This window comes from Paraburkholderia phenoliruptrix, from assembly GCF_019511605.1.
Classification (GTDB): Bacteria; Pseudomonadota; Gammaproteobacteria; order Burkholderiales; family Burkholderiaceae; genus Paraburkholderia; species Paraburkholderia phenoliruptrix_A.
The window spans coordinates 122,681-147,794 of sequence record NZ_JAEUAV010000012.1 but is presented as its reverse complement, the minus strand read 5'-3'; the positions used below and the strand labels follow the sequence as shown (position 1 = coordinate 147,794).

The window sequence follows — 25,114 nt, the reverse complement described above, 5'->3', positions numbered from 1 at the left end:
TTCAATACAGGACAAACGATGGCACTGACCGCAACAAAGGCGCTCGCCGCGCTCACCACCGCTTTCGCATTGACCGTTGCAGCCGTCTCATCGCCGGTGCTTGCCGCCGGCAAGAAAGTGACTATTTCGCAGGCATTCCAGTCGATGCTCTATTTGCCGCTCTATGTCGCAATCGACGGCGGCTTCTTCGAAAAGCAGGGGCTCGACGTCAACAAGCAGACGGCGGGCAGTCCCAGCGCGGCGCTTTCCGCCGTGCTGTCGGGCAGCGCCGATTTCTCGCTGCACGGTCCGGAATGGACGGCCGTGGCCGCGGAAAAGGGTGCCGACGTCGACGTGATCGCGAATGTCGTGAACGGCGCGGCGGTGTGGATCGCAGTTGCACCGGACGTGAAATTCAGCGGCATCAAGGACGTCAAGGATCAGGTCGTGGTATCGGGACAGATGCCGACAACGAGCACGTCGCTGTTCTTCAAGCTGTTGAAGGAGAACGGCATGTCGCAAAGCGACGTGAAGCTGGTTCAGGTGCCGCTCGGCTCGGAAATCGGGCCGCTTGTCGCGGGCCAGGCGAAGATCGCGGTCATGTACGAGCCGGGTCTCGATCAGGCTGTCGCGAAAGGCATGAAAGTGGTGCTCGGCTTTCCGAAGCTCTATGGCGAATATGCGTTCTCGTCGATCTCCGCGAGGCGCAGCATCGACCCGGATGCGGCCGCGCGGTTCGTGAAGGGTCTGCAAAACGCGCTGCTCTACATGCAAAGCCATCCTGCGGAAACGGCCGCCATCGCGCGCAAGGAATTCCCGACACTCGAACCCGCAGTGGTCGACGCGGCGGTCAAGCGCATGCTGGACGAAGGGGTATATCCGAAGAACGTAGGCATCACGCCCAAAGCGCTGAGCGTCGCGATGGACACGCAGATCGCGTTGGGCAACCTCAAACAACAGCCCAACTACGATAGATTCATCGTTCAGAATTACATCCAGCCGGCGCTTGCCGCGAAATGACATCGTTGACCGACGCCTCCATGACCACCTTCTCTGCTTCTTCCAGCATCGGCGCGACGGCCTCCATCGCCCGGATCCGTACCGCGGTTTCCTCGGGCGAGGCCGCGCTCGGGCATTACGTCGCGCGCGCCTACGATGCGGCCCGGGAATCGCAAGCGTCGTTGCACGCGTTCTGCTATTTGCCGCAGACCGCGCCAGCCGGGGCCGTCGATGCGGCCGCGCCGTTGGCGGGCGTGCCGGTCGCGGTGAAAGACGTTATAGATACCGCCGACATGCCGACTGAATTCAATTCGCCCGCCTACACAGGCCGGCGCCCGGAGCAGGATGCCTGGGTGGTCGCGCGTCTGCGTGCGGCGGGCGCATCGATCATCGGCAAGACGGTGACGACCGAATTCGCGTGGCGCAAACCGGGGCCGACCGTCAACCCGTGGAATGACGGCTTCACGCCGGGCGGTTCGTCGAGCGGCTCGGCGGCCGCGGTGGCGGCTGGCATCGTACCGCTCGCGCTCGGCACGCAGACTCAAGGCTCGGTCATCCGGCCGGCGGCGTATTGCGGCATTGTCGGATTCAAGCCGACTTATGGTGCGATCGCACGCACGGGCGTGTTGCCGCTCGGGTGGTCGCTGGATCACGTCGGCATGTTCGCGACGAACGTCGCGGACGTGGCCTACGCACTTGCGCTCATCACGGGCGTCGATGCGGCGGATCCGCACGTATCGCACGTACCGCACGTACAGCAATCGGCCACGACCGCGCGCGGCACGGGCACGCGGCGCATCGGCGTGCTGAGGAAACAGGCGGGCGGCGACATTGATCCCGCGCAGCAGGCTGCGCTCGACAGGCTCGCGGCTCAACTCGCGCAAGACGGCGTCGAGATCGTGCAGGTCGATCTGCCGGCCGAGATCTTCGAAACGCCTGGGCATGCGTTGAAACTGATGTCGGTTGAAGCGGCGATCACACACGGCGGCCTGGTCGATCGCACGCCCGAACTCGTGAGCGAGGCGATGCGCGGTCTCGTCGAAGAGGGGCGCTCGCTGCCCGCGACCGTCTACGCCCGCATCAAGGCGGCGCAGATGCCGATGGCGCACCGCTTCCACGACTGGCTGACCCGCGCGATGGCGCTCGATGCTCTACTGGTGGCGCCGGCCACCGGTGAGCCGCCGCGCGGGCTCGACTACACGGGCGACGCGTCGTTCTGTGCGCCGTGGACCTTTCTCGGCGTGCCGGCTGTGACCGTGCCAGTCGGATTCGGGCCGGCCGGTTTGCCGCTCGGCGCGCAACTCGTAGGCGCCGCTCACCGTGACGCCGATCTGCTGACGCTCGCGGAGTGGGTCGAAGCACGCACCGGCTGGCAAAGGGCGGTGGCTCAGCGGCAAGGGTGACGGCAGAAAGCTGCACTGTGTACGCCATAAGCCGTATCTGTGGCGGGTTCGCGTTGTAGCGTATCCGCCCGGCGGATCGGCAGACGATAGGGCCAAGCTCAGCGCAATCGGCGCCCAGGGTATGCGTTAGCAACAGTGGCGTCAGGCAGCGCACATTCCGGTGATGGGTCGTTCAACGGCTCGATGGAGGGCGGCCCGACGCGGAAGTGGCCGTTGTCAGCGATCCGGGGGCGGGATGTCGCACGATCGCTATTGGCCGCAGTGAGCCGAACAGCAGATCGGTGGTGGCTCCGCCATACCCATACCGCCCTCTGCCCTGCTCCATTGCGCGACCCATTCGGGCAGTTCGGGTGATGGCTCGGTCACGCCGATCCACGCGAGTAGTTCGTTGGTCGGCACGCTCCCTCCGCCGCGCTTCAGAAACCGCGTTCGCACGACGCCGAGCGCGACCTGGTCCCCTCCCCGGTTGAACCCCTGCTCCAGAAACACATGCTTTTCGTCCCAACCGATCACGCGCGTGGTGACATCGTAGCGCTCCCACAAATGCAACGACCGACGAAATCGTATTGTCTCGAGCGTGACGACGGGATACCACCCTTTCGCATTGACGCGTTGCCAGACGCGCGAACGCAGCAACAGATCGACCCGCCCCAGATCGAGAATGGCGAAGTAGCGTCCATTGGTCATGTGGCGCAGCACATCGAGGTCGTTGGGCCACACGCGAAACGGCGTGACGCAGGTGTCGAGGATATGCAGCCGCTGACGACGCCAGCTAAGCAGGAACGTAAGGCACAAACGCAACAGTAGGTTCATGAATGGCGAGCCTTGACAATGCCGTCGCACAGCGCGCGTGACGGCATCCATACCGAGCGGGAAGCAATTGAAGTGCTTGAGCTTACGCTACGCCCCATGCCACGCGTATCGGTCGAGTGACCGATACGCTTCGAGTCACGCCCGGCGCTGGCCACCCGCTCGCGCGAGCGCGTCGTCGCCGGATCGCGATGCATTTGGACCGGGCGACGCATGATCGCTACAGCAGCCCCAGCGCCGACGCCTTGAGCGTGGCGGCCGCACGAGTCGAGCAATCGAGCTTGCGAAACATGCTCTCCACGTGAGTGCGCACGGTGCTTGGGCTCATCGCCAGCTCGCGCGCGGCCTCCTTGTTGCTCGCGCCACGCGAGATCATGCGCAGCACGTCCATCTCCCGCGCCGACAGGCGCGCGCCCTGCGTGGCGCGTGTCGCGGACCGTTTGCCCGCGGGCGCCGGGTCCATTAGCGCGTCGACCACCTCGTCGCTCAATCTGCCGCGCTCGACCTCCTCGCGCAAGATCTTGCGGGCGGCATCAGCCGGCAGCGCGTCGCGCCAGGGCCGAGGCGAACGCAGGGCCACCCACACGACCGAGGCGGCCAGCACGCGCGCCTCGAGCGTCAAGGCACGTCCGGCCGCACCGCGGAAGTATCCCGAGCCGTCCTGCCTCTCGTACGCGTAAGAAGCGAGCTCCGCGGCCTCGGCGAGGGCGCCGGTTTGCCTACCCGCGCGCGCCGTCCAGTAAGGCACGAGCCGAATCTTTTCCCAGGCGCTGGCCGCCAGCGTCCCGCGCTGATTCCACACCGCGTTGGGGACGGCGGCACGGCCTATGCCGTGAATCAACGCAGCCTGGTACACACGGATTTGCGCGGGTTGATCGAGTGAAAGCCGCGCGCAGCATGCTGCCGCAGTGGTCGCGACAGCACGCGAAAAGCCCGTCATCCACGGCAACTTGAGATCGATCACATCGGCCACCAGCTCGGCCGAGGTCGTCCGTTGCATGTCGGGCGTGATCAACGCGGCGTCGAAATCGTCGAGCGTCGCGCGCCCCGCCTCGTCCAGCCAACCGCTTGCGTTCCTGACAGCCGTGCCGACGAGATGGGCCGGATATCGACTGTTCGAACGTTGCTCAATGAGCTCAAGCGCCCGTTCGGTGCCGTAAGTACGGCTGAATATTTCCAGATCGCCCGCCACCGCAACGACGAACACCGGCATCGGCACCGACGCGTGAGCCGTTTTCGCGGGAAATCCCGAGCCGTCCCATGTTTCGAAGATGTGACGCAGCGACGTCTGCGTCATGCTCGACAGGCCGGACATGCTCGCGATCTCTCCCGACACCTCGCAGTGCGTCTGCGCGAGCGGCAACATGACGGAGGCCGCGCCGCCCAGCGCCTCCAGCGGCGCGGCCCAGTCCGATCGTCCCTCGAGCATCGCCAGCCTGACTGCGATATCGTCGCCGAACACTTCGGCGAAGCCCGACGCGTTCGCGGTGCAGCCCGACCAGCGCAGCAGCGCCACCTCGCGCACCGTATCGCAAACCTGCGAGTCGAGCCCGGCTGCGCGGGCGAGCCGTGCCGCCAGCCAGCCGGTGCGCAGTGAGTGGTCCGTCGGCTGCCCCATACTGAGATCGCCGACGAACGCCAGCGCTCTTACCGAATCGAACACCCGCAGCGCGGTCTGATTGGGATCGACGTTGAACGTGGACATGAGTGCGGAAGATCGTGGTGGTCGCCGCAGATCATACGCGAAGCTTACGATCCGCATCCCGCTGCGCAGCCGTCCTGCGCTTACAACGATACGGTCCGGGGCACCGAAAGGCGTTCGCCACGCCCGGCACGGACGGATTTTCCGGCGGTCCCCGCCTTCCCCGCACACGCGCGTTGACATTGGAACCGATCGGTCCATATAATGATTCCACTTTCACGCACCGCACGCTTTACGAACCGATCATGGCAAATCCGGCTGGCGCGGGACGTCCCCGCGAATTCGAAGTCAGCGACGCTGCGCGCGACGCGATGAACGTCTTCTGGGACCGCGGATACGAAGGCGCGTCCCTGCCCGACCTGATAGCCGGCACCGGCCTGTCGCGCGGCAGTCTCTACAAGGCATTCGGCGACAAGAAGGCGCTGCTGCTGGCGGCGCTCGATCTGTACATGGCCGACGGGCTCAAGGCAACCGCGGACATCCTGTCGCAACCCGGCCCAGTGAAGCAGGCGATTCGCGACTCGCTGCTGCGCTATGCGCGACTGTCGGTCGGCGAAGCCGGCCGGCGGGGGTGCCTCGTCGTCGCGATGACCACCGAACTGGCCGCGCACGACGCGGAGGTTGCAGAGCGCACGGGGCGCATGTTCCGGCGCCTGCAGCAGCTCTATGCGGGCGCGATTGTCCGCGCGCAGGCGAGCGGCGAAATCGCCGAGCAGGATGAACAGGTGCTGGCGCGCTTGCTCGTCTGCCAGGTGCAAGGCATGCGCGTGCTCGGAAAGACCAGTGTACCGGAGAGCGATATGCTCGCTTTGGTCGACCGCACCATGCGCATTCTCGAGTGAATTTTTTTACCCAATTTGGAACCAATTGGTTCCGTATGGAGAGTCGTTTATGTCACGGAATCGTTCTGAATCGCCCGACCCGCGTCGGTGGGCAATGTTTTCGGTGCTGCTTGTCGGCGCGTTCCTGCCGCCGCTGGACTTCTTTATCGTCAACGTCGCATTGCCGTCGATCCGCGCGGAACTGACCGCCTCGTCGTCGGCCGAGCAACTGGTCATTTCGTCGTATGCCGGCCTTTATGCGGTGACGCTGATCACCGGCGGGCGGTTAGGCGACCTGTTCGGCCGCGGCCGGGTGTTCTTTCTCGGCTTGATCGGTTTTGCGGCCGCCTCGACCCTGTGCGGCCTCGCGAATTCGCCGTGGACGCTCATCGCGGGTCGTGCGTTGCAGGGCGTGACGGCCGCGATCATGGCGCCGCAGGCGCTCGCTTCGATCCAGGCGATTTTCCCCGAATCGGAAAAGCCGCTCGCGCTCAGCTTGTATGGCGCGGTGTTCGGCCTCGCCGCCGTGATCGGACAGGCGCTGGGCGGTATCCTGATTTCGCTGGATCTGTTGAACCTGGGTTGGCGCACGATCTTCCTCGTCAACCTGCCGCTGGCGATTCTGGTCGTCGTGTTCGGCATTCCGCTGCTGAAGGAAACGCGTGCACAGCATGCGCGCAAGCTCGATCTCGGCGGCACCGCGTTGTCGATGCTCACGCTCGGCGCGCTGATCGTGCCGCTGATCGAGGGACGCGAGGCGGGCTGGCCCGTGTGGGCCTGGGTATCGCTTATCGCAGTGCCAGCCCTCGCCGGGTTGTTCTGGCGTTACGAGCGCCGGCTGGGCAGCCGCGGCGGTGCACCGCTGCTCGATCCCGCCGCGCTGCGCGCGCCGGGGCTGGGTCAAGCGCTGCTGATCGCGCTGTTGCTGTACTCGATCGGCGCGTTCTTCCTGCTGTTCTCCGTGTATCTGCAAAATGCGCTGCACGTGGACGCGCTGAGCGCAGGCCTCGTGTTCTTGCCGTTCGGCGTGGGGTTTCTGCTCGGCCCGTTGTCGACGCCTTTTTTCTCACGCTTCATCGGCGCTTATGTCAATCCGCTCGGCATGGCACTGGAGGTCGTCGGGCTCGTAGGCCTCGCGTGGTTGATCGAAGCCACGCCGACCGCGACGCCGCTTGCGTCCGCGCCGCTCGCCGCCGTGCTGTTCGTTACCGGTTTCGGACAGGGGCTCGCGCTGCCGACGCTGATGCGCATGGTGACGGGGCGCGTCGCACCGGCGCTGTCCGGCATGATTGCGGGCATCGCGAGTTCGACGCTGCAGGTCAGCACGTCGCTCAGTGTGGCGATCATCGGCGGAATTTTTTATACGGTGCTCGGCGCACGCCAGGACCCGGCAAGTATTGCGCACGCCTTCATCGTCGCACTGCTGTCGATCTCGTTGTTCCTCACGATTGGCGCCGCGCTGAGCGTCTCGCTCGCGCGTGCATCCGCCGGCCCTCTTCCGATGCGGGCCGCTGCGCGGCCGGGCTTGTGCGCTGAACGCAAACGGTCGTAGGCCCACGTATCGGGATTCGTCGCCCTACTCGTGCTGTGGGGCCAGTTTTGAGATCGGCACCGCAATGCGTGGCTCGAAGGTCGCGGGCACACCGTCGCGAACGATCTGACCTGAACGGCACAACCGCCATTGCCGACACGCGAGCTCTGCCTGCACCGGATAGAGGAGCCGGCGAACGATTGCCATCGGACATCTGACCGATAGCCGCAGGTCCGGACGATAGCGATACTCGAAGCGTTAGAGATCCGGTCGGCACCGCATCCGCATGGCGGACACCCTGCGCGCCGGCCGGATCGACGATTCAATGTACAAAGGAATGCAAATGGTCGAGCACTACCCCGGATTCAACGCCCCTGGCAATGAGCAATGGCTGACACGGTACTACTTTTCGAGGGCGATATTTTCCCTGATCTGGGTCGCGCTGGCGTTTTCCGTCGGCCGGCAGAGCACGGCAGGCGCGGCGATCCTGCTGATCGTCTATCCGGCCTGGGATGCGCTCGCCAATTTCGTCGACCTGTCCCGCAACGGCGGAACGGCAGCAAACCGCACGCAGGCGATCAACGTAGCGATGAGCGCCATCGCGACCCTGGCGGTATTTCCTGCGTTGAAGACGGGCATGCATGCGGTACTGACGGTGTTCGGCATCTGGGCGATTCTCTCCGGCGCGCTGCAGCTCGGCACCGCCGTGCGGCGCTGGAAGCATGTCAGCGCACAGTGGGTGATGATACTGAGCGGTGCGCAATCGGCGCTGGCCGGCCTGTTCTTCATTGCTCAAAGCCACGCGTCCACGCCGCCCGTGATCGTGAAGATCGCAGGCTACGCCGCGATCGGCGCGCTCTATTTCCTGATCTCAGCCATCTGGTTGCAGGTGCGGCGGATGCGGCGCAGCACGTAATGAGCGCTGGATAGGTGTGTATGCGCTGCGAGCGCGATGCTACGCCGCAACCCGCAGCTTTGCCACCGCATCGCGCAGCGCCGTCCTCAAACCTTCTTCGACTACCGGGTGATAGAACGGCATACCGAGCATATCGTCGACCGTGACCCGCATCTGCAAGCTCCACGCGAGCAGATGCCCTATGTGCTCCGCGGCCGGGCCGAACCATTCCGCGCCCAAGAAGCGCCGTGTAGCACGGTCGACGTACACTCTTGCCAATCCACGGTTTTTCAGCATTACGCGGCTGCGCCCCTGGTCTTCAAAGCTCACTTCTCCAGCGACAAAGCTTCCCGGTGCGAGGTCCCGGTGCCGCGCCCCGATCATCGCAATCTGAGGGTCCGAGAAAACGATCGCAAGCGGCGCCCGCCTCACGAGCGGCACGACATCCGGATACAGCGCGGCATTGCGGCCCGCGGCACGGCCTTCGTCGGCGGCCTCGTGCAAGAGCGGCAGGATGCCGTTCGCGTCGCCGGCAATGAAGACCGGGTGCTCGCCCGCTTGCAGCGTGTCGCGACTGAAGTGCGGCACGCCATGACTGTCCAGTGCAAGCGATGTGTTTTCAAGGCCTAGGTCCGCAACGTTCGGCCGCCGCCCGGCCGCAGCCAGAACGTACTCATAGGTGCGTTCAACATAACTGCCGTCCGCGCGCGCATAGCGAATCTGCACGCCGCCCTCGACTGCCGTCGCGGCCTCGAGCGTGCCCTGTGGCTCGAAGTGAAACTCTTGCGCAAACGTCGAGCGTGCCTCTTCCACGACCACGGGGTCTGTCAACGGTCCCACGCCGCCGCGCGCGCCGAACACGCTCACCTCCACGCCAAGGCGGGCGAGCGCCTGGCCGAGCTCCAGCCCGATCACGCCCGGGCCCACTACCGCCACGCTGCGCGGTAGCGTCTGCCAGGCAAACACGTCGTCGTTCACGATCACGCGCTCGCCCACGCCACGAAGCACATCGGGAATGACCGGCGTGGAGCCCGTCGCAATCACCACGCTCGCCGCCCGCACGAGCGTATCGCCGCCGACCTGCAGCAGCCGGTCGTCGATAAAGCGCACGTGGCCAACCAGCCGGTCCTCTTCCGGCAACGCGTGAACGCCGTCCACGACGAACCCGACGAAGCGGTCACGCTCGCTGCGCACCCGATCCATGACGGTCTTGCCGTCCACCCGCACTCCCTCGACCCGCACGCCGAATGCGCCGGCGTGGTTCGCGGCATGTGCGGCTTCGGCCGCTGCGATAAGCAGCTTCGACGGCATGCACCCCACTCGCGCACACGTCGTGCCGTATTCACCGCCTTCGATAATCACGGCCGTGCGGCCTTCGGCTTTCGCGCTGCGGTAAGCCGAGAGCCCGGCCGTCCCTGCGCCGATCACGGCGACGTCTGTACGAATGGTGCGCATGACAATCTCTCCTGTCGAGGACTGGGTGCCAAAGCTACGGCTTACTTCACTGCCGGAAAGTCAAGCGTCGTATCGTTCACGCGATTCACGAGATTGGTGAACGTGATCGACGCAATCGCAAGATTGATTTCGATGATCTGGCGTTCCGTGTAACCAGCCGCCCGCACTGCATCGACAGCCGCCGCGGGCACCGTGCCACGCGTGCCGACGAGCGTAAGCACATACGTCACCAGCGCATCGCGCTTCGCGTCGCCAGTTGCAACGCCAGCGCGCACCTGCTTCATGTCATCGCTCGACAGTCCAGCCAGCTTGCCCATCAACGTATGAGCGGCGACACAGTAGTCACAACCCACGTGTTCGCTGACAGCCAGTTTGATGACTTCGATATCTGCCTTGCTGAGCGTACTGGCGGACACCGCTGCGTCGAATGCCAGCACGGCGCTGAGCGCTTCGGGGCTGTGCGTGCCGACAGTCGCGTACGCATTGGGCACCTTGCCGACAGCCTTCTTTATCTTCGCGAACACTTCAGCTGCTGCGCCAGTTGCTTCTTCAGGGCGGATGGTGGTCAGGCGGGACATGATTGACTCCTTCGTTCAGGGTTGTGGTGGTTGAACCGCTTAGCCATGTCGTATGGCATGGGAGTCAGTGTAGGGATGCGCGGCGAGTTCTTTAATGCCATACTTCCGCAACTTCATGCTCAAACGTCTCATATGGAACTGCTGGACCGACTGCTTTCGCTGATGCCGGTCACGGGACGGCTGGACGTGCGATGCCACTTCGGCTCGCCGTGGCGCATCGACCATCCTGAGTCGAGCGAGTGGGAATTCCCGTATCACGTGCTGTTGCGCGGCGAAGCCGTGGTGGAAAGCGAAGCTGAAGGGAAAACCGAACCAGCGCTTCGCATGAAGGCCGGCGATATCGTGCTGTTTCCTTCCGGCAGCGCGCACCGCTTGCATGACGGCAGCGGCACTCCGCCCCGCCCTGCGCGCACGCAGCTCAAGGACGGCTTGACCGTTGTCACGAACGGCAGATCACGTGACGGCGCGGACGTGCTGTGCGGCCGCTTCGTGCTGCCGGCAGTGCCGCAGCAGTTGCTGCGCGACCATCTGCCGGGGCGTCTGCTGGTGAGCAGCGTGAGCGAGGGCGACACACAAGCGCGCGACGCCGCATTTGCAGCAACCAGGCTTGCGCGGGTCATTCAATTGATGCGCGAGGAAGCGTTCGAGCAACGCCCGGGCAGCGCGACAGTGGTGAACCAGCTATCGGGCGCCCTCTTTGCGTTGACCCTGCGCTGCGCATCCGATACCGACCAGGCGCCGCGCGGCCTGCTGGCGCTTGCGCAGCGTCAACGGCTGCAACCGGCCCTCGCGGCCATGTTCGACGAACCCGCGAAGCCGTGGACGCTTCCGCAACTGGCCGAGCTCTGTCACATGTCGCGTGCGACGTTTGCGCGCCACTTTGAAGAAGCGATCAGCCGCTCGGCGAGCGACGTGCTCACCGAAATCCGGATGGCGCTCGCGGGGCGCAAACTGGCGCAAACCACGATGTCTGTCGCCGAGATCGGCGAAGCGGTGGGATATCAGTCGGAAGCCGCGTTTCAACGCGTGTTCAAACGGCAGGTAGGGATGACGCCGGCGAAGTGGCGCGCCCGTTCCTCGAAAACCGGCAACCCCGAAGAAGAACCGGCCTGAAAAAGCTCAGCGGACCCACGCCCGACAACCATCCGCGCCGGCCTGCCGGCACCGCTCGCTTAGATCGCACATCAGTCGCGCGGCAGTCTCGCGATGGTTTGCGGATCCGCTTGGTCGTCGCAGTACTTGCGCAGTGCCGTCCGGAATAGCTCGTTGTCTTGCGCCGCGCGGGCAAACAGCGTCATCGATGAACAGAACTTGAGGTTGTCCGGATAGCCGAATATTTCGTCGAGCGTCTTGCCCTGAATGCCGTTGACGATCGCCGTGCACTCGCGCAGACGTGCTCCGAGCAGCGGATGCGCGAGGTAGTCGCGCGCCTCGTCGAGCCGGGTGATCGCGTAGAGTTGTGCGGTCGGGCTGTGCCCTATTCCCTCTATCTGCGGGAAGATGAACCACATCCAGTGACTGCGCTTCTCGCCTGCGCGCAGTTCATCGACTACGCGCGCATAGACCGGCTGCTGCGCGTCCACGAAGCGTTGAAGATTGTATGGGTCGGTCACGACGATGCCCTCCGTTTGTCAGTGTCGTCGAGCGCGATGACATCGCTCACTCCGGGGCCACCGTCGTACTGAAGGCCGGGAGTCGGTAACGACAGCTCCTGTTTAACTGTACATGCTCGAAGACACAGCTGCGCGGCGTGGGCGACAAAAACGGCAACTGCGGGATTGGCCGATCTGCCGTGGATGCTTGCGGGGCGAGTTGCGAGTCTGGTTTGTATCTCCTGAAAACGGAACGCTAGTTTCTCGTTTGGCTTTCATCTTTTATGCCGTTTGCAGTCGACCCAAATAATAACGTGGCCGACCGATAATCCGGCTGCGCATAACCTTCCGGTCGGTTTATTTATTTGCACTGCGCAAACAAGCGGCGACGATGCAGCCTGCATAATCAAAACGCCACCGATTATATTGCAGCCTCTTCATAAGTGACCTGAAAGACAATTCCCCGCACAACCGCATGTCGCAAATCAATACTGGTGGCTCAGTAAACCATGCATTACGAATAAGAAACTGACCGCATAGCCGGAACACCACGCCTCAAGCGTGGCTGACAAACACTCAGCACCCGCAGCCCGGGATGCGCGCTGGCCGCCGGGATTATCCTCATTTTCAAACCGGCCCAATCGCGTTAAATGCCGCACTCCATTTTAAACGCAATATTCATACGATTAAGCGACACGTGTTTAACACCATCTACACCTGGAATAACAACTGTCGATTTAAATACCCAGCCATTTAACGGAAAGCCTTATTCAACGGCGCCCGATTAACTGGCATCGAATTTGCCTTAATAAATTCGCGACAACGGTTGGCCTCCGCGGTCGTATTTCCCTTTATCCGATACCTGAGAGACATACGAGGATGACTATCGTGAACAGCATTGAAACCCTCGAAGCACAACTCGAAAAACAACATGCGGCGCTCGCCCACCATCCCATCTTCCATTCGATCGAAACCCGCCAGGGACTGCGCACGTTCATGGAATGGCACGTGTTCGCCGTGTGGGATTTCATGTCGCTCGTCAAGCGGCTGCAAGCCGATCTCACCACCATCACGTTGCCCTGGCTCGCGCCCCGCAACGCGAACGCGGCACGGCTCATCAACGAGATTGTGCTGGGTGAAGAATGCGACGAGACGCCCAAGGGCCACATGAGCCACTTCGACCTGTATCTGCATGCAATGCGCGATGTGGGCGCGTCCACCGAACGCATTGACCGGATGGTGGCGCTGTTGCGCAAAGGCGCCAGTGTGCAGGCCGCGTTGAGCGCGGTGCAGGCGCCTGCGCCGGTGATCCGTTTCGTCACGTCGACCTTCGCGACCTGCTACGAAGGAGCGACGCATCAGGTGCTCGGCAACTTCTTCTACGGTCGCGAGAACGCGATACCTGACATGTTTCGCACGCTGCTGGCAGACTGGAAAATCGATCGCACCAGTGTGCCCTTGCTCACCTATTACCTGGACCGTCACATAGAAGTGGACTCCGGCGAACACGGTCCCGCTGCGCGCGCGATGATCGCCGAGGCAGCAGACGGGGACGAACGCAAGCTACGCGAAGCGCTCGAGGCGGGCATAGCCGCGATCGACGAGCGGCTTCGCCTGTGGGACGGCCTGCACGCGCATCTGATCGCGCAGAAAGACGCCGTCGCGGCCTGACTCCCTGCGGGTTCAGGCGCAGGCGCCCAAGGCAGCGGCACGACTGCCGGCGCCCGCGTCCTTCCGGTTCCAATACTCTCCTGAGGCAATGGCCATGATGTCACTCCAGAGTTATGTCAGTCACGCGGATCAATGGGAGCAGCGCGCGACCATCCGCTCGCGTCCCCGGCGCGTCGTCGAGGACGACGCACTCAGTTACTACCCGGTCGAGCGTCAGCCGCTCTACGCGCACCCCACCATCGTCGATGCCGGTTCGCAGGTGCAGGATTTCATTCTGCTGCAGAGCTTTTATAAGTACATCAACGACGTGATCATCTTCGAGACCGAGATCGTCAACCGCACGGCGCTCGCGATTGCGAAGGGGCGTTTTCCCTTCGACTTTCCGTTTGCCTGCAGGAGCGACGCGATGTCGGTGGTGATCGACGAGCACTACCATGCCTACGTCGCGATGGATTATCTGGACCAGGTGGAGCGCAACACCGGCATCGCACCGATCGAGCAGAACAAGGAGATCGAACTGTCGCGGGCCATTCCCCGCGCGATTGCGTACGTACCGGCCGAATACGCCGCGGGCATGGAACTGCTCGCGGTCGCTATTTCGGAGAACACAGTAACCGCCGAAGTCGCCGCGTTTTCGCGCGACGCCACCCTGAAACGCTCCGTGAAGGGTGTGATGGCCGACCATCTCGCCGACGAAGGGCGTCACTCGGTGTTCTGGATCAACCTGGTCAAGCTTTACTGGTCGCAGATCGACGAGAACGCGCGGGTCGCACTCGGCATCGGTCTGCCGTACTTCCTCAAGGAGTATCTGACCAACGAACTGCAACTCGAATTCGACCGCCGTCTGATCGACTCGCTGGATCTGCCTGCCGCGAGCCGGGCGCAGATCGCGAGCGACATGGTCGGCGCTTATCCGATTACGGCCAGGCATCCAATGATCGTCAATATCCGCAAGTTCCTGAAGATGGCGGGCTTGCTGGAACACGAACCCACGCGCGCGGCGATCGCCGCGTACCTGTGAGGAGCGGGCATGAGAACCCTTACTTTTGCCGTTAGCGGCAATCATCGGCTCGGCGCGAGCCTGCTCGAAGCGCTGCATGAAATCGGCCACACCGTCGTGATTGCCGATACGCAGCCAGGACCGTTGCACGAAAGCGCGGCGGCGCTGGGCGTCGCGGTGCCGGTGGCAGACCACGCAGGCCACTCGCCTACGCCGCTCGCGCCCGACTGGCTGGTGCGCAGCGGCAACGCGGACCCGGCTGGCGAGGCGCTTTTCGACGCCGCTCGCGTGCTCGAACTGCGGGTCAGCGCCGCAAGCTTTCCGCCGGCCACCGTGTCGGTTGAATGGCGCTCGCCTGATCACGCCGGCGCGGCGCGGCAACTCGCGAGCCGTACCATCGAACTGGCACCCTCCCCATGCGGGGCCGACATGGTCGCTGAAATCGAGGTCGCCGCGCGAGAGCTTTTCGATGAAATCGTGAGCATGCTCGGCCGCGGCACGCTCGACGAAAACGCCTGTGCGCTCGCAACGGATCGGCCGGACGAGCGCCCGCTCGATCTCGACGCAATGGCAGGCTGGCACGCCAGCAACCGTACGCAGCAATACTTCGAACTGGAGCCGTCGCTGCCGGAAATGGTGTCGCGCACGGCGCGCGCCACACCCGACGCAATTGCACTGCACGACGAACACGGTGAGGTCGACTACCGCACCTTCGTCGGCGCCGCAATGAAGCTCGCCCAACGGCTTTCGGCGGCCGCGGCTCGCCCCGTCGGCACCGCCGAGGCGACGGCAGACGTTGCCGGGGACGAGCCTGCACCGCGTCTCATTGCGGTGCGGCTGCGCAAGTCGTCGTTGCTGTATGTCGCGATACTTGGTTCGATCGGTTCGGGCGCCGCCTATTTGCCGCTCGATCCATCGTTTCCGTCCGAGCGGGTGCGGCTCATTCTCGAACAGTCGCGCGCCGACTGCCTGATCACCGACGACGCTTTCGACGACGCCGTGCTGGCCGGTCTGCCGATCGACGTGGTGCGCCTCACGCAGCTCGATGCTGCCGGCATCGACATACACCAGACCGCATGGCCGGTAGAAGCCGATCAGGAGCGCGAACGGCGCTGCGCCATCACCATCTTCACGTCCGGCTCGACCGGCGTGCCGAAGGGCGTGATGCTCACGCATCGCAACCTCGTGCACTTCTGCCATTGGTACCGCGATTACATCGAACTGAATGCGGCGTCGCGCGTGCTGCAGTTCTGCACGGTCGCCTTCGACGTGTCGCTGCTCGATATTTTTCCGACCTTTCTCGCGGGCGCGACGCTCGTGATTCCCACCGAAGAGCAGCGGCACGCGCTGGACGATCTGAGCCACCTGATTGCGCGGCAGCGCCTCACGCATGCGTTCCTGCCGCCCGCGTTGCTGGCGGTCATGCCTTCTGCCGACTGGCCCGATCTCAAGCATCTGCTGACCGGCGGCGACGTCTGCTTTCCGGAGACCATCGCGCGCTTCAGTGCGAAGCACCAGTTCCACAACATCTTCGGTCCCGCGGAATGCACGGTGCTGGTCACTATCGCGCGGCTGGGGGCGAGCGACAACAACCGCATGATCGGCCGCCCGATTGCCAACGTGCGCTGCTATGTGCTCGACGAAAGCGGACGACCGGTGCGCACCGGCGAAGCGGGCGAACTCTGCGTGGCCGGTGCGGGCGTGGCGAGCGGCTATCTACGCCGCCCGGATCTGACTCGCGAGCGGTTCGTGCCGAATCCGTATGCGGGTTTGAAGATGGACCCTGCTGCGAATGCGGGGAATGCCGCCGATGCGGCCGATGCAGCCGATGCCTGGCCGCACGCGCACGACGAAAAACTGTACCGCACCGGCGACATCGTGCAGTGGGACAGCCAGGGTGCGTTGCATTTCATCGGCCGACGCGATGCCCAGGTCAAGATTCGCGGCTTCCGGGTAGAACTCGGCGAGATCGAAAACGCCGCGCTCGCGACGCAGTTGTACGGTCAGTGCGCGTGCGTAGTCGACGATCGCAAGCGTATTCGCATCTTCGTGAGCAAGCCGCGCGACCAGCACAGCAGCGCCGACGCACTGCGCGCAGCGCTTGCTGTAAAGCTGCCCGATTACATGCTGCCGCACGAAGCGATCGTACTCGACGCACTGCCCTCCACCGGTAACGGCAAGATCGATCGGGGCGCGCTCGCGCGAATTCCGTCGCAACGTGCGGCAGCGGCCGCTCGCGACGGCGAACCGGCTAATGCGACCGAGCGTCAGTTGCGCCTGTTGTGGGCCACGTTGCTCGATCTCGACGAAGCCGAAATCGGCCGCCATGATTCGTTCTTCGACCTGGGCGGCCATTCGCTGCTGGTGTCGAAGCTCATGCTGGCGGTTAAGCGGCAAATGGCGGGAAACGCGCCGCTTGCGCGTTTCATGGAGAAGCCGACCATCGAAGCGCTCGCGTCGCTGCTGACCGATCGCGACCGCAAGAAAGGCGACCGGATTCCGCCGCGCGTATTCGCCGACATGCGTCTGCCTGACGAGATTCGTCCACTCGAAGGCCTGCGGCCTGATCCCCGGCGCGTGCAGAACGTGCTGCTGACTGGCGCCAACGGCTTCCTTGGCAGCTTCATCGCTAATGAGCTGATCGAGCACACCGATGCCACCGTCTGGTGCCTCGTCCGCGCGAAAAACGCCGACGAGGGCCGCGCCCGGCTGGATGCCGCGTTCAACGCCAACGGGCTGTCTGCTCTTGCCGGGCAGCCGCGGGTAAAGGTCGTGACCGGCGATCTGGCCGAAGACCGTCTCGGATTGTCGAAACCCGTATGGGAGCAGTTGGCCGGGCAGATCGACGCGATCTATCACAACGGCGCACACGTGAACCACGTGTACGACTACCCGTTCCTGTACCGCGCCAACGTTGCGTCGACGCTCGAACTGCTGCGCCTTGCCTGCGAGCGGCGCAACAAGTCGCTGCATTTCGTATCGACACTCTCGGCGGCGAGCGCTGTCGACCGTCATGGCAAGGTGATAGAGGAAGGCCCGTCGCTCGACGCACCCGCGTTCGTCAATAACGGCTACAACGTGACCAAGTGGGTGTCCGAGCACCTCGTGTGGGAAGCCGCGCAACGCGGCGTCGACGCGACGATTCTGCGGCCGGGCAACATCACCGGTGTCGCGCACAGCGGCTTTTGCCTGCCGGATCGCAATCGCGTGCTGCTGCTCGTCAAGGGTTCGCTGCAACTCGGCTATGCACCCGCCGGCGACACCGCGTTCGACTTCACGCCGGTGGACTTTCTGGCCCGCGCAATCGTTTCGTGCAGCCTCGATCCGCAACGGGAACAGCGCGTCTTTCACTTCCAGAATCCGCAACCGCTGACGTGGGAAGGCTACCTCGGCGCGTTGTCGCGGCTCGGCTATCCATTGACGCTCGAAGACCCGGCGGTGTGGCGCGAGCGGCTCATGTCGATCGACGAATCGAACGCGCTCTTCGACGTCGTGGCGTTCTACCTCGACGACTCGCAGGAAGACATAGGCGATATGGCGCGAATCGAGCACAGCATGACCGCCGCCACGCTCGACCGTCTTGGCCTGCCTTATCCGGAGAAAAGCGCGGCTTTGCTCAACGCGCATTTCGGCTACCTCGTGACGAGCGGCTTTTTGCATGCGCCGCCTTCCACCGCTCGGCCGGCAGCGACCGTGAGGACAGTGCGCGATGCGCGAAACGCTTCGAACGATGCTGCCCAGTCGGCCTGAAGCGCTCTTTTCAACTGTTAATCCGGGTCATTGTTGACTCTTCACCAGGCGTCACCCCAACCGTTCAAGGAGAACATCATGTTGCAAAAAGTACGCAATGAACTGCGCCCCGACACGCTGATCCGCAACCTCGACACCACCGTGCACGCGGGCGTCGCCGAACTGGACGCGCCGGCGCGCAAGGTGTGGGAAACCGTCGGGCGCTTCGACGGCTATAACCGCTTCGTCACCGGTCTCGAGCGCATTGAGATGACCGGCACCGCGACCGGCCTGCGCTCGCTGCGTAACAAGTTTTTCACCGGCGGCGATCTCGTGGTCGAACAGCTCAACTCGCGTGACGACGAAGCCATGCAGATGACGTGGACGCTGATCTACACGACCTTCGATATCGGCAACATGTGGGCGTCGATGGAAGTCCTGCCACGCGGCGACAACGCGTGCACCGCCATCTACCGTATCGCAGGCGAAGCGCGTTCAGGCGACCCTAAGGATCAGCCCGCATTTGACAAGTTCGCGGTCGACTTCCTGAAGATGGCAATGGACAACCTGCGCTCGATGTTCAACCACGCAAAAGCGTGAGATAGACGCGCGGACGACGGCCCTCAATCCGTCTGCGCAGCGAAGATGCCTTCGTCCGCCACCCCTGCGGTCGCGGCGAAGGCGCCTTCCCCTCAGTCATCAGAACGCTTGCCGAAACCTTTCTTGCCCGCCCTACCCAACCTCCGATCCCGAGCCCGAAGCCATGGATAAACACACCCCGCGAGCCGGCCGCTGGAAACTGGCCAGACGTGCGCAGCAAATGAAGCATTCCGCGCTCAGGGAACTTCTCAAGGTGACTGAGCGCCCCGAGATGATCTCGTTCGCGGGCGGCCTGCCCGCGCCCGATGCGTTGCCGCTAGCGCGCGTCGCCGAAGTCGCGCAGCGCATTCTCACCGACGATGCGATCGGCACACTGCAATACGGCCCGTCGGAGGGCTATACGCCATTGCGCGAAGCGATTGCCGAGCGCTTTACGCAGGGCGGCTCACCAGTGCGCGCGTCGCAGGTGCTGATCACCACAGGCTCACAGCAGGCGCTCGACCTGATCGCGCGGGTGCTGATCGACCCAGGTAGCCGCGTGCTTGTCGAAACGCCGACGTATCTGGGCGCGGTGCAGGCTTTCTCGCAATACGAGCCGTGTTTCGAACAGGCCGCGAGCGACACCGGAGGCCTGGTTCCCGAGCGTCTGGTGCCGGGGCAATTGCGCGGCGCCACGCTGTTGTACACGCAACCAAATTTCCAGAATCCGACTGGACGGCGGCTGTCACTCGCGCGACGCCGCACGCTCGCGGAGCTAGCCATTGAAACCGGCTTGCTGGTGGTCGAAGACGATCCCTACGGCGAACTGGTCTACGAAGGCAGCGCATTGCCGTCGATCCGCTCGATGGCGCCCGACACGGTCGTCTATCTCGGGTCGTTTTCGAAGATTCTTGCCCCGGGCCTGCGGGTGGGCTACGTGATCGCGCCGGATGACCTGATGGTCAAGCTGGTACAGGCCAAGCAGGCGAGCGACCTGCACACTGCCGGACTGACGCAGCGCATCGCGCATCAGGTGTTCACGCAGGGTTTTCTCGAACCGCATTTGCAGCAGTTGCGGGCGCGTTATCGGGAGCAGTGCGCGATCATGCTGCGCAGCCTCGCGATGCATATGCCGAGCGGTGTGACGTGGAGCCGGCCGGAAGGCGGCATGTTCCTGTGGGTCACGCTGCCCGTGCAGCTCGACGCACAGCAACTGTTCGACGACGCCATGCAGGCTGGCGTGGCCTTCGTGCCCGGCGCGGCGTTCTATGCCACAAGACCACAGCGGAACACGCTGCGGCTGTCTTTCACTACGGCGACGCCTTCGCAGATCCAGCGCGGCATTGAAACGCTGGGGCGGATCGTGGCCGCGCGTCTGGCCGATAGCGCCGGCGGCAAGCCGTTCAACGACGAACGGCTCAGCGAAGCGACGTGGACCTGAAAACGAAACCTGAGCGAGCACCAGAACGCGGGTTCAAGTGCAAACTCAAGTGCAAACAACGGGCGGCAGCCGGCAATAAGAAGGGCCATAAGAAAGGCAATAAAGAGCGGCAATAGAAAGCGGAGATAAAAAGCCGCCAGCGAGAAGGGCAGCCTCTCGAGCTGCCTCTCTTTGGCTCCGCAATCGTGTTGGCGTAGCAACGCGATGACGCGTTCGCCTCTACAACCACCCGTCACGCAGCCCGTCAAATATCATTCACGAGGCCCGCCGCATCCGGAATCCACTCCTGCAGCGTTACCTCGACTGTGATGAACGAGAGATTCATGCCTCGCACTACTCTGCCAGCGAATACCTGACTGTCGGTGCCGGAAAGAATCGCGGTGAGTTCAGACACTCCTAATGCACGGCCGTCAACCGGCACACCTGAAACCTCACCGAACAGCCCGACAATCTCGACGCCAGGCCCCTTCACCACTTGCACCGTCGATGCGGCACCCGCGCCGCTTGCAAGATGGCCGTCGATCAGACTGCCGACCGCGCTGCGCACCACGGCCCGGCCGATTCCGTACTGCCCGCACAAGCGCTCGAGCGCTTCGACGATATCCTCGTTAGGCTTCAGCCGTGCAATGACGGTCCGGCCGTAATGCCCTGCCTCGAGTCTGACATCGGCCGAAGCTGAAGAAGACGATGAAGACGTCTGGGACGAACTGGATAGCGGCGTCATACGGCGTCCTCCCCACTCGGACCGAACAGCGTGTACCGCGTCTCTTCGTCCACATACTGCGTGAAGCCGCCGCGCGCGAACGCGCACAGCCGCAACACCAGCGCTTCGTCGCCCACCTCCAGGCGATCGAGGACGACGTGTCCGCCATGCAGCCTGCCGTCCCCGCCAACGAACGCGCCGTGACAATGCAGCGCGACGCTGCCGCCGCGGCCCTGGCCGATCGTCACTGCGCCGTGCAGCAACGACACTTCGCCGCTCTCGATGGTGGGGTTGCCGTACACATAAGGACGCTCGCCTTCCGCGGCTTTCACGACTACGTGATATTGCAGCGCACGCGCGCTGCCGCTGCAGATGCGGCCGCTTGCGCCATGAAAACCGTGGCGCTGCATCAACCCGCGCAGCACTGTGCCGGCGTTGCGTCCGCTGGGTATTTCAACGCGCAGTTCGCGCGGCTTCCGCACTACCGAAGCGAGCACCCGCGGATAAGCGGCTGCGCCCGGATGGCGGAAAGCTTCTGTCTTCGACGTCATGGGAGAGGTCATGTGGTTGGGAAGACCCTGTAAATAGCAACTTCGATGCCATTTTCAGCGCCACGTGCCGACCGCCTACATAGCGCGGCAGACAGCGTGCGGACAGTTTTCCACCTGCATGACACCTGTCGCGCGAGGAGCGACAGGTGACTACACCGTCGTGTCGCGCCGCGTGCCGGCGAGTCCCATTTGCGCCGCAATATCGACGAAGCGCGCCACGCACGGATTGAGTGTGTCGGGACTCCACACCAATGCGACGTCGACATACGGCGCATGCATGAGCGGCATGAACTTGACGTTGTCGGCGTGAGTGCTGCGCATCGAGCTATGCACGAGCGCGACACCCAGCCGTTGGGCGACCAGGTTCACAATGGTCTGCTGAAAATTCGTTTCCAGCCGGATACGTGGCGTAAACCCCGAGCGGCGGCAGTGCTCGACAATGGTGTTGTAGATGAAAGGCGACGCGGCATGCGGCGAGATGATGAACCATTCGTCGCGCAGCTCCGACACCGAAATGGCGGCCCGCGTGGTGAGCCGATGTCCGTCTGGCAGCACCGCGACCAACTGCTCGCTGAAGATGGTGCGAGTCTCCAGTTCCACCGCCGAGTCCGACGGATACATGATGCCGACGTCGGCCTTGCCGCTGCGGATATCGGCCACGAGCGTGGTGGGAATGCTCTCGCTCAGCTTCAGCTCGACACGCGGAAACGCCGATGCATAGGCACGCGTGAGTACCGGCACGATGCTATAGGCGGCAGCGAACATGAAGCCCGCCATCAGGGTGCCTTCTTCGCCCAGGTCGGCGGCGCGCGCATGACCTCGGGCCTGATCGACAGTGGCCATCACTGTCTTTGCATCGCGATAGAAACGCTGCCCCGCCGCTGACAGCCGCACGCTGCGGCGCGTGCGATCGAACAGCACCACGCCCAGTTCGGCTTCGAGCAACGCGATCTGCCGCGACAGCGGGGGCTGCGAAATATGCAGCAACGCGGCCGCGCGACCGAAGTGCAAGGTCTCAGCGAGTGCGACGAAATAGCGTAATTGCCTCAGCTCCATGTTTAGCTGCCCCGAGTAGGAGACGTATGCCAGCAGTAAATGGAAGACAGCGCAAATGCAGTGGCGGATACAGGCTGGAAATTTTCCGTCGACTTATACCTGAGCCGTATCAGTCGTCGCATCATAATGTATTGGAGACTATTAATGAATCGCACTATGCTTGGGTTCGGAGACAAACCACTGGCAGCTTTTGCGATTCGCCGGGCCACAAGCCGGGCTGATCCTGCCACCTAAATCGATAAAGAGAGATGCTATGACCGCCCACGACCCGTTGGACCGCGCCCGTGCAGACTCACCTCATTCAGCAGCGCTTCCCCTTGGCCGGCTATGCGGCAACGACGCCACGATGCTCGCGGTGCTGTCGCGCGCCCGCCTTCTCATCGACCGGCAGTTGCCCATTCTGATTCTCGGTGAAACCGGCACGGGCAAGGAATATCTGGCGCGTGCGCTGCATGACTACAGCAGTCGCCGGCATGCGTCGATGGTCTCGGTAAATTGCGGCTCGATTCCCGAGAACCTGATCGAAAGCGAACTCTTCGGTTATACCCGAGGCGCTTTCTCCGGCGCACTGTCGAGCGGGATGAAGGGCAAGGTCGTGCTCGCGCATCGCGGCACGTTGTTTCTCGACGAGATCGGCGATATGCCTGCCGCGCAGCAGACCCGTCTGTTGCGTGCGCTATCCGAACGCGAAGTCACGCCGATCGGCTCCGCCGAGCCGATTGCCGTCGACCTGCAACTGATTTGCGCGACGCACCAGAACATAGAGTCGCGCGTGGAAGCCGGCACGTTTCGCGAGGACCTGTATTACCGGATCGCGGTCGGCATCATTCACCTGCCCCCGGTGCGTGAACGCCATGATCGCGCGTGGCTGCTGCAATCCATACTGGAACGGGAAGCGCCAGGCTTCACGTTGGAGGGCAATGTCGACAGCGAAGCGCGCGAGATGCTGCTGCACTGCAACTGGCCGGGCAACCTTCGCCAGATGCGCGCGGCGATTCAGTATGCGTGCGCAGTGAAAAGCGGCGAGCTGATCCGCGCATGCGATCTTCCGGCGAACGTGCAACCGGGTAAGGGCCTCGGCGTTCGCCGCGAGCCGCGCGCATCGTTTCATGCGACCTTGCAGGCAGCACCGCCTGCATACGCGACATCGGATGATCTGCCTCACGCAGCCGCGGCAAACGATATGCCGTACGCCGCGCGCGGTGCTCGCGGCGCGCCGCACGCCGACATTGCGCGTCTGCCGGTCGCTGCGCCGAGCGAGCGCGACAACATTCTGCGGGCGCTATCGGCGAGCCGCTGGAACATATCGGCCGCATCGCGCGAGCTGGGCATTTGCCGTGCCTCGCTCTATCGCAAACTGCGGCAGTTTCGCATTCCGCACGTGCGCGACCTGGGCTGCGATATGTTGATGGCAGACCATGGATAGCGCAAGCGGTGCATAGGGACGTCCCGCTCGCGGGGTATAGGAACGCCCCGCGCACGGGACATGGGGACGTCTGCGTATTATCGTTAGTCGCAGACGTCCCTCTCCCACGCCCCCTCTCACGGCGCTTTCACAGCGCCCTCACAGCCCCCTGCTAAAACCATCTGGCTCTCCTCGCCCGCGCACAGCGTCGCACGTGCCTATCAGACGCATTGGACGCGTTAGTCCTGTTCCAAGGCGCTAGGAGTGATCCGTCGCGGGCACCGCTTCCCGTTCGGTACACGCGAGACGTCCCGCGTAGTCCTGCGCGAATTGCGTCGCGATGCGGCCGGAGCGCGCACCGCGTGCAAGCGCCCATTGCAACGCGGGCTGCTGCGCGGCCTCGATTTGCGCCGCCGTGAAGCCGAGTGTGCTTAGCCGTTGCGCGACCACGCCGAGATATTGGTCCTGCGTGAACGCGTAGAACGTCACCCAGATTCCGAAACGCTCGGACAGCGAAATCTTTTCTTCGACCGCATCGCCCGGATGCAGCTCACCGTTTTCCGCCACCGTGTACCCAGTGTTGTCGCTCGCGTTTTCAGCCAGCAGGTGGCGGCGATTCGACGTTGCGTAGATCAGCACGTTGCTCGAATGCCCGGCCACCGAGCCGTCGAGTACAGTCTTGAGTTCCTTGTAGCCGGTCTCGCCCGGCTCGAACGACAGGTCGTCGCAAAACACGATGAAGCGCTCTGGACGATGCCGCACGCGATCGATGATGGCGGGCAGATCGTTGAGCGATTCCTTGCCGACTTCGATAAGCCGCAATCCCTCGGACGCAAAAGCATGCAGGCACGCTTTGACGAGCGACGACTTGCCGGTGCCGCGTGCGCCCGTCAGCAACACGTTGTTGGCCGGGTAGCCCATCACGAACTGCCGCGTGTTTTGCCGGATCACTTCTGCCTGACGCTCGACATTGCACAGTTCGCTGAATGCGATCAAGGCGGGATCGGCGACCGCTTGCAATTGCGCGGCGCCAAACGGACCAGGGCCGCGTTGCCAGCGGAACGCAATGGCGCGGCGCCAGTCGGGTTCGTCGTTCGACGCAGTGCCGAGCGCCGCTTCCACCAGCACGGCAAGCCGGTCCAGCCGCTTGAACAGAGCGAGCGCGTGGCGCTCCAGTGAATCGTCGGTATCGATATCCATGGTGAGTGCGGGTT

At 63.7% G+C, this 25,114-nt stretch carries 21 protein-coding genes; 12 read left to right on the top strand and 9 right to left on the bottom strand.

Annotation, left to right across the window (positions count from 1 at the left end):
* Positions 1–18 precede the first annotated feature (18 nt).
* Both JNB89_RS17165 and JNB89_RS17160 read left to right on the top strand, forming a co-directional pair.
* Positions 19–999 carry an ABC transporter substrate-binding protein gene (locus JNB89_RS17165; RefSeq protein ID WP_220363053.1) on the top strand — a complete coding sequence of 327 codons (981 nt, stop codon included), beginning with the start codon at positions 19–21 and terminating at the stop codon, positions 997–999.
* 20 nt (positions 1,000–1,019) lie between these two features.
* Entirely contained in the window at positions 1,020–2,381 is a 1,362-nt protein-coding gene (locus JNB89_RS17160) for an amidase (protein ID WP_220363052.1), read from the top strand.
* A 249-nt stretch (positions 2,382–2,630) separates the two neighbouring features.
* Here the strand turns inward: JNB89_RS17160 and JNB89_RS17155 are convergent, their stop codons facing one another.
* Both JNB89_RS17155 and JNB89_RS17150 read right to left on the bottom strand, forming a co-directional pair.
* Positions 2,631–3,194 (bottom strand): thioesterase family protein, encoded by a 564-nt coding sequence (locus JNB89_RS17155; protein WP_220363051.1) that lies wholly within the window; start codon positions 3,192–3,194, stop codon positions 2,631–2,633.
* A 217-nt stretch (positions 3,195–3,411) separates the two neighbouring features.
* A complete protein-coding gene (locus tag JNB89_RS17150; protein WP_220363050.1) occupies positions 3,412–4,896 on the bottom strand; it encodes an HD domain-containing phosphohydrolase in 1,485 nt (494 codons plus the stop codon).
* Positions 4,897–5,138: 242 nt separating this feature from the next.
* On the opposite strand from JNB89_RS17150, the gene JNB89_RS17145 reads away from it, so the two are divergent.
* From JNB89_RS17145 to JNB89_RS17135, 3 genes are all read left to right on the top strand, one after another.
* Positions 5,139–5,735, top strand: coding sequence for a TetR/AcrR family transcriptional regulator (locus JNB89_RS17145; RefSeq protein WP_220363049.1), 597 nt, complete (start codon positions 5,139–5,141; stop codon positions 5,733–5,735).
* Between the two features lie 49 nt (positions 5,736–5,784).
* Positions 5,785–7,266, top strand: coding sequence for an MFS transporter (locus tag JNB89_RS17140; RefSeq protein ID WP_220363048.1), 1,482 nt, complete (start codon positions 5,785–5,787; stop codon positions 7,264–7,266).
* A gap of 322 nt (positions 7,267–7,588) precedes the next feature.
* Positions 7,589–8,161: a DUF308 domain-containing protein gene (locus JNB89_RS17135; RefSeq protein WP_220363089.1), complete on the top strand. Its 573-nt coding sequence runs from the start codon at positions 7,589–7,591 to the stop codon at positions 8,159–8,161.
* A 39-nt stretch (positions 8,162–8,200) separates the two neighbouring features.
* On the opposite strand, the gene JNB89_RS17130 is transcribed toward JNB89_RS17135, so the two are convergent.
* The gene (locus tag JNB89_RS17130) at positions 8,201–9,595 is read right to left on the bottom strand and encodes a dihydrolipoyl dehydrogenase (protein WP_220363047.1); all 1,395 of its coding nucleotides are present in this window, start codon (positions 9,593–9,595) and stop codon (positions 8,201–8,203) included.
* A gap of 41 nt (positions 9,596–9,636) precedes the next feature.
* On the bottom strand, positions 9,637–10,173 hold the full coding sequence (locus tag JNB89_RS17125) for a carboxymuconolactone decarboxylase family protein (RefSeq protein ID WP_013343393.1): 537 nt from the start codon (positions 10,171–10,173) through the stop codon (positions 9,637–9,639).
* Between the two features lie 132 nt (positions 10,174–10,305).
* Between JNB89_RS17125 and JNB89_RS17120 the strand changes: the two genes are divergently transcribed.
* The gene (locus tag JNB89_RS17120) at positions 10,306–11,286 is read left to right on the top strand and encodes a cupin domain-containing protein (protein ID WP_223216791.1); all 981 of its coding nucleotides are present in this window, start codon (positions 10,306–10,308) and stop codon (positions 11,284–11,286) included.
* A gap of 71 nt (positions 11,287–11,357) precedes the next feature.
* On the opposite strand, the gene JNB89_RS17115 is transcribed toward JNB89_RS17120, so the two are convergent.
* The gene (locus JNB89_RS17115) at positions 11,358–11,786 is read right to left on the bottom strand and encodes a DUF1810 domain-containing protein (protein ID WP_220363046.1); all 429 of its coding nucleotides are present in this window, start codon (positions 11,784–11,786) and stop codon (positions 11,358–11,360) included.
* An 867-nt stretch (positions 11,787–12,653) separates the two neighbouring features.
* On the opposite strand from JNB89_RS17115, the gene JNB89_RS17110 reads away from it, so the two are divergent.
* The 5 genes from JNB89_RS17110 (at position 12,654) to JNB89_RS17090 (ending at position 20,185) form a co-directional block, all read left to right on the top strand.
* Positions 12,654–13,436: a DUF3050 domain-containing protein gene (locus JNB89_RS17110; protein ID WP_027210408.1), complete on the top strand. Its 783-nt coding sequence runs from the start codon at positions 12,654–12,656 to the stop codon at positions 13,434–13,436.
* Between the two features lie 94 nt (positions 13,437–13,530).
* Complete coding sequence (locus JNB89_RS17105; RefSeq protein ID WP_013343389.1) at positions 13,531–14,457, top strand: diiron oxygenase; 927 nt, start codon at positions 13,531–13,533, stop codon at positions 14,455–14,457.
* A 9-nt stretch (positions 14,458–14,466) separates the two neighbouring features.
* Positions 14,467–18,186 (top strand): amino acid adenylation domain-containing protein, encoded by a 3,720-nt coding sequence (locus tag JNB89_RS17100; RefSeq protein WP_220363045.1) that lies wholly within the window; start codon positions 14,467–14,469, stop codon positions 18,184–18,186.
* A 78-nt stretch (positions 18,187–18,264) separates the two neighbouring features.
* Positions 18,265–18,765, top strand: a complete 501-nt coding sequence (locus tag JNB89_RS17095; RefSeq protein ID WP_135894621.1) for an SRPBCC family protein — start codon at positions 18,265–18,267, stop codon at positions 18,763–18,765.
* Between the two features lie 163 nt (positions 18,766–18,928).
* Positions 18,929–20,185 (top strand): PLP-dependent aminotransferase family protein, encoded by a 1,257-nt coding sequence (locus tag JNB89_RS17090; RefSeq protein WP_220363044.1) that lies wholly within the window; start codon positions 18,929–18,931, stop codon positions 20,183–20,185.
* 244 nt (positions 20,186–20,429) lie between these two features.
* Here the strand turns inward: JNB89_RS17090 and JNB89_RS17085 are convergent, their stop codons facing one another.
* The 3 genes from JNB89_RS17085 to JNB89_RS17075 all read right to left on the bottom strand — a co-directional run bounded on the left by JNB89_RS17085 (position 20,430) and on the right by JNB89_RS17075 (position 22,495).
* Positions 20,430–20,909, bottom strand: coding sequence for a PPC domain-containing DNA-binding protein (locus tag JNB89_RS17085; protein ID WP_135894619.1), 480 nt, complete (start codon positions 20,907–20,909; stop codon positions 20,430–20,432).
* Positions 20,906–21,439 (bottom strand): PCC domain-containing protein, encoded by a 534-nt coding sequence (locus JNB89_RS17080; protein ID WP_220363043.1) that lies wholly within the window; start codon positions 21,437–21,439, stop codon positions 20,906–20,908. Before JNB89_RS17080 ends, JNB89_RS17085 begins: the two co-directional genes overlap by 4 nt.
* A 150-nt stretch (positions 21,440–21,589) precedes the next feature.
* Positions 21,590–22,495 (bottom strand): LysR family transcriptional regulator, encoded by a 906-nt coding sequence (locus tag JNB89_RS17075; RefSeq protein WP_013343383.1) that lies wholly within the window; start codon positions 22,493–22,495, stop codon positions 21,590–21,592.
* Positions 22,496–22,748: 253 nt separating this feature from the next.
* On the opposite strand from JNB89_RS17075, the gene JNB89_RS17070 reads away from it, so the two are divergent.
* Positions 22,749–23,921, top strand: coding sequence for a sigma-54-dependent Fis family transcriptional regulator (locus tag JNB89_RS17070; RefSeq protein ID WP_013343382.1), 1,173 nt, complete (start codon positions 22,749–22,751; stop codon positions 23,919–23,921).
* Positions 23,922–24,158: 237 nt separating this feature from the next.
* Here the strand turns inward: JNB89_RS17070 and JNB89_RS17065 are convergent, their stop codons facing one another.
* Positions 24,159–25,100, bottom strand: coding sequence for an ATP-binding protein (locus JNB89_RS17065; protein ID WP_223216790.1), 942 nt, complete (start codon positions 25,098–25,100; stop codon positions 24,159–24,161).
* Positions 25,101–25,114 lie beyond the last annotated feature (14 nt).

Bases quoted from the DNA above. Each gene is read 5' to 3' on its own strand.
- JNB89_RS17165 (WP_220363053.1), top strand. From the start codon at position 19: ATGGCACTGACCGCAACAAAGGCGCTCGCCGCGCTCACCACCGCTTTC.
- JNB89_RS17160 (WP_220363052.1), top strand. From the start codon at position 1,020: ATGACCACCTTCTCTGCTTCTTCCAGCATCGGCGCGACGGCCTCCATC.
- JNB89_RS17155 (WP_220363051.1), bottom strand. From the start codon at position 3,194: ATGAACCTACTGTTGCGTTTGTGCCTTACGTTCCTGCTTAGCTGGCGT.
- JNB89_RS17150 (WP_220363050.1), bottom strand. From the start codon at position 4,896: ATGTCCACGTTCAACGTCGATCCCAATCAGACCGCGCTGCGGGTGTTC.
- JNB89_RS17145 (WP_220363049.1), top strand. From the start codon at position 5,139: ATGGCAAATCCGGCTGGCGCGGGACGTCCCCGCGAATTCGAAGTCAGC.
- JNB89_RS17140 (WP_220363048.1), top strand. From the start codon at position 5,785: ATGTCACGGAATCGTTCTGAATCGCCCGACCCGCGTCGGTGGGCAATG.
- JNB89_RS17135 (WP_220363089.1), top strand. From the start codon at position 7,589: ATGGTCGAGCACTACCCCGGATTCAACGCCCCTGGCAATGAGCAATGG.
- JNB89_RS17130 (WP_220363047.1), bottom strand. From the start codon at position 9,595: ATGCGCACCATTCGTACAGACGTCGCCGTGATCGGCGCAGGGACGGCC.
- JNB89_RS17125 (WP_013343393.1), bottom strand. From the start codon at position 10,173: ATGTCCCGCCTGACCACCATCCGCCCTGAAGAAGCAACTGGCGCAGCA.
- JNB89_RS17120 (WP_223216791.1), top strand. From the start codon at position 10,306: ATGGAACTGCTGGACCGACTGCTTTCGCTGATGCCGGTCACGGGACGG.
- JNB89_RS17105 (WP_013343389.1), top strand. From the start codon at position 13,531: ATGATGTCACTCCAGAGTTATGTCAGTCACGCGGATCAATGGGAGCAG.
- JNB89_RS17100 (WP_220363045.1), top strand. From the start codon at position 14,467: ATGAGAACCCTTACTTTTGCCGTTAGCGGCAATCATCGGCTCGGCGCG.
- JNB89_RS17095 (WP_135894621.1), top strand. From the start codon at position 18,265: ATGTTGCAAAAAGTACGCAATGAACTGCGCCCCGACACGCTGATCCGC.
- JNB89_RS17090 (WP_220363044.1), top strand. From the start codon at position 18,929: ATGGATAAACACACCCCGCGAGCCGGCCGCTGGAAACTGGCCAGACGT.
- JNB89_RS17085 (WP_135894619.1), bottom strand. From the start codon at position 20,909: ATGACGCCGCTATCCAGTTCGTCCCAGACGTCTTCATCGTCTTCTTCA.
- JNB89_RS17080 (WP_220363043.1), bottom strand. From the start codon at position 21,439: ATGACGTCGAAGACAGAAGCTTTCCGCCATCCGGGCGCAGCCGCTTAT.
- JNB89_RS17075 (WP_013343383.1), bottom strand. From the start codon at position 22,495: ATGGAGCTGAGGCAATTACGCTATTTCGTCGCACTCGCTGAGACCTTG.
- JNB89_RS17070 (WP_013343382.1), top strand. From the start codon at position 22,749: ATGACCGCCCACGACCCGTTGGACCGCGCCCGTGCAGACTCACCTCAT.
- JNB89_RS17065 (WP_223216790.1), bottom strand. From the start codon at position 25,100: ATGGATATCGATACCGACGATTCACTGGAGCGCCACGCGCTCGCTCTG.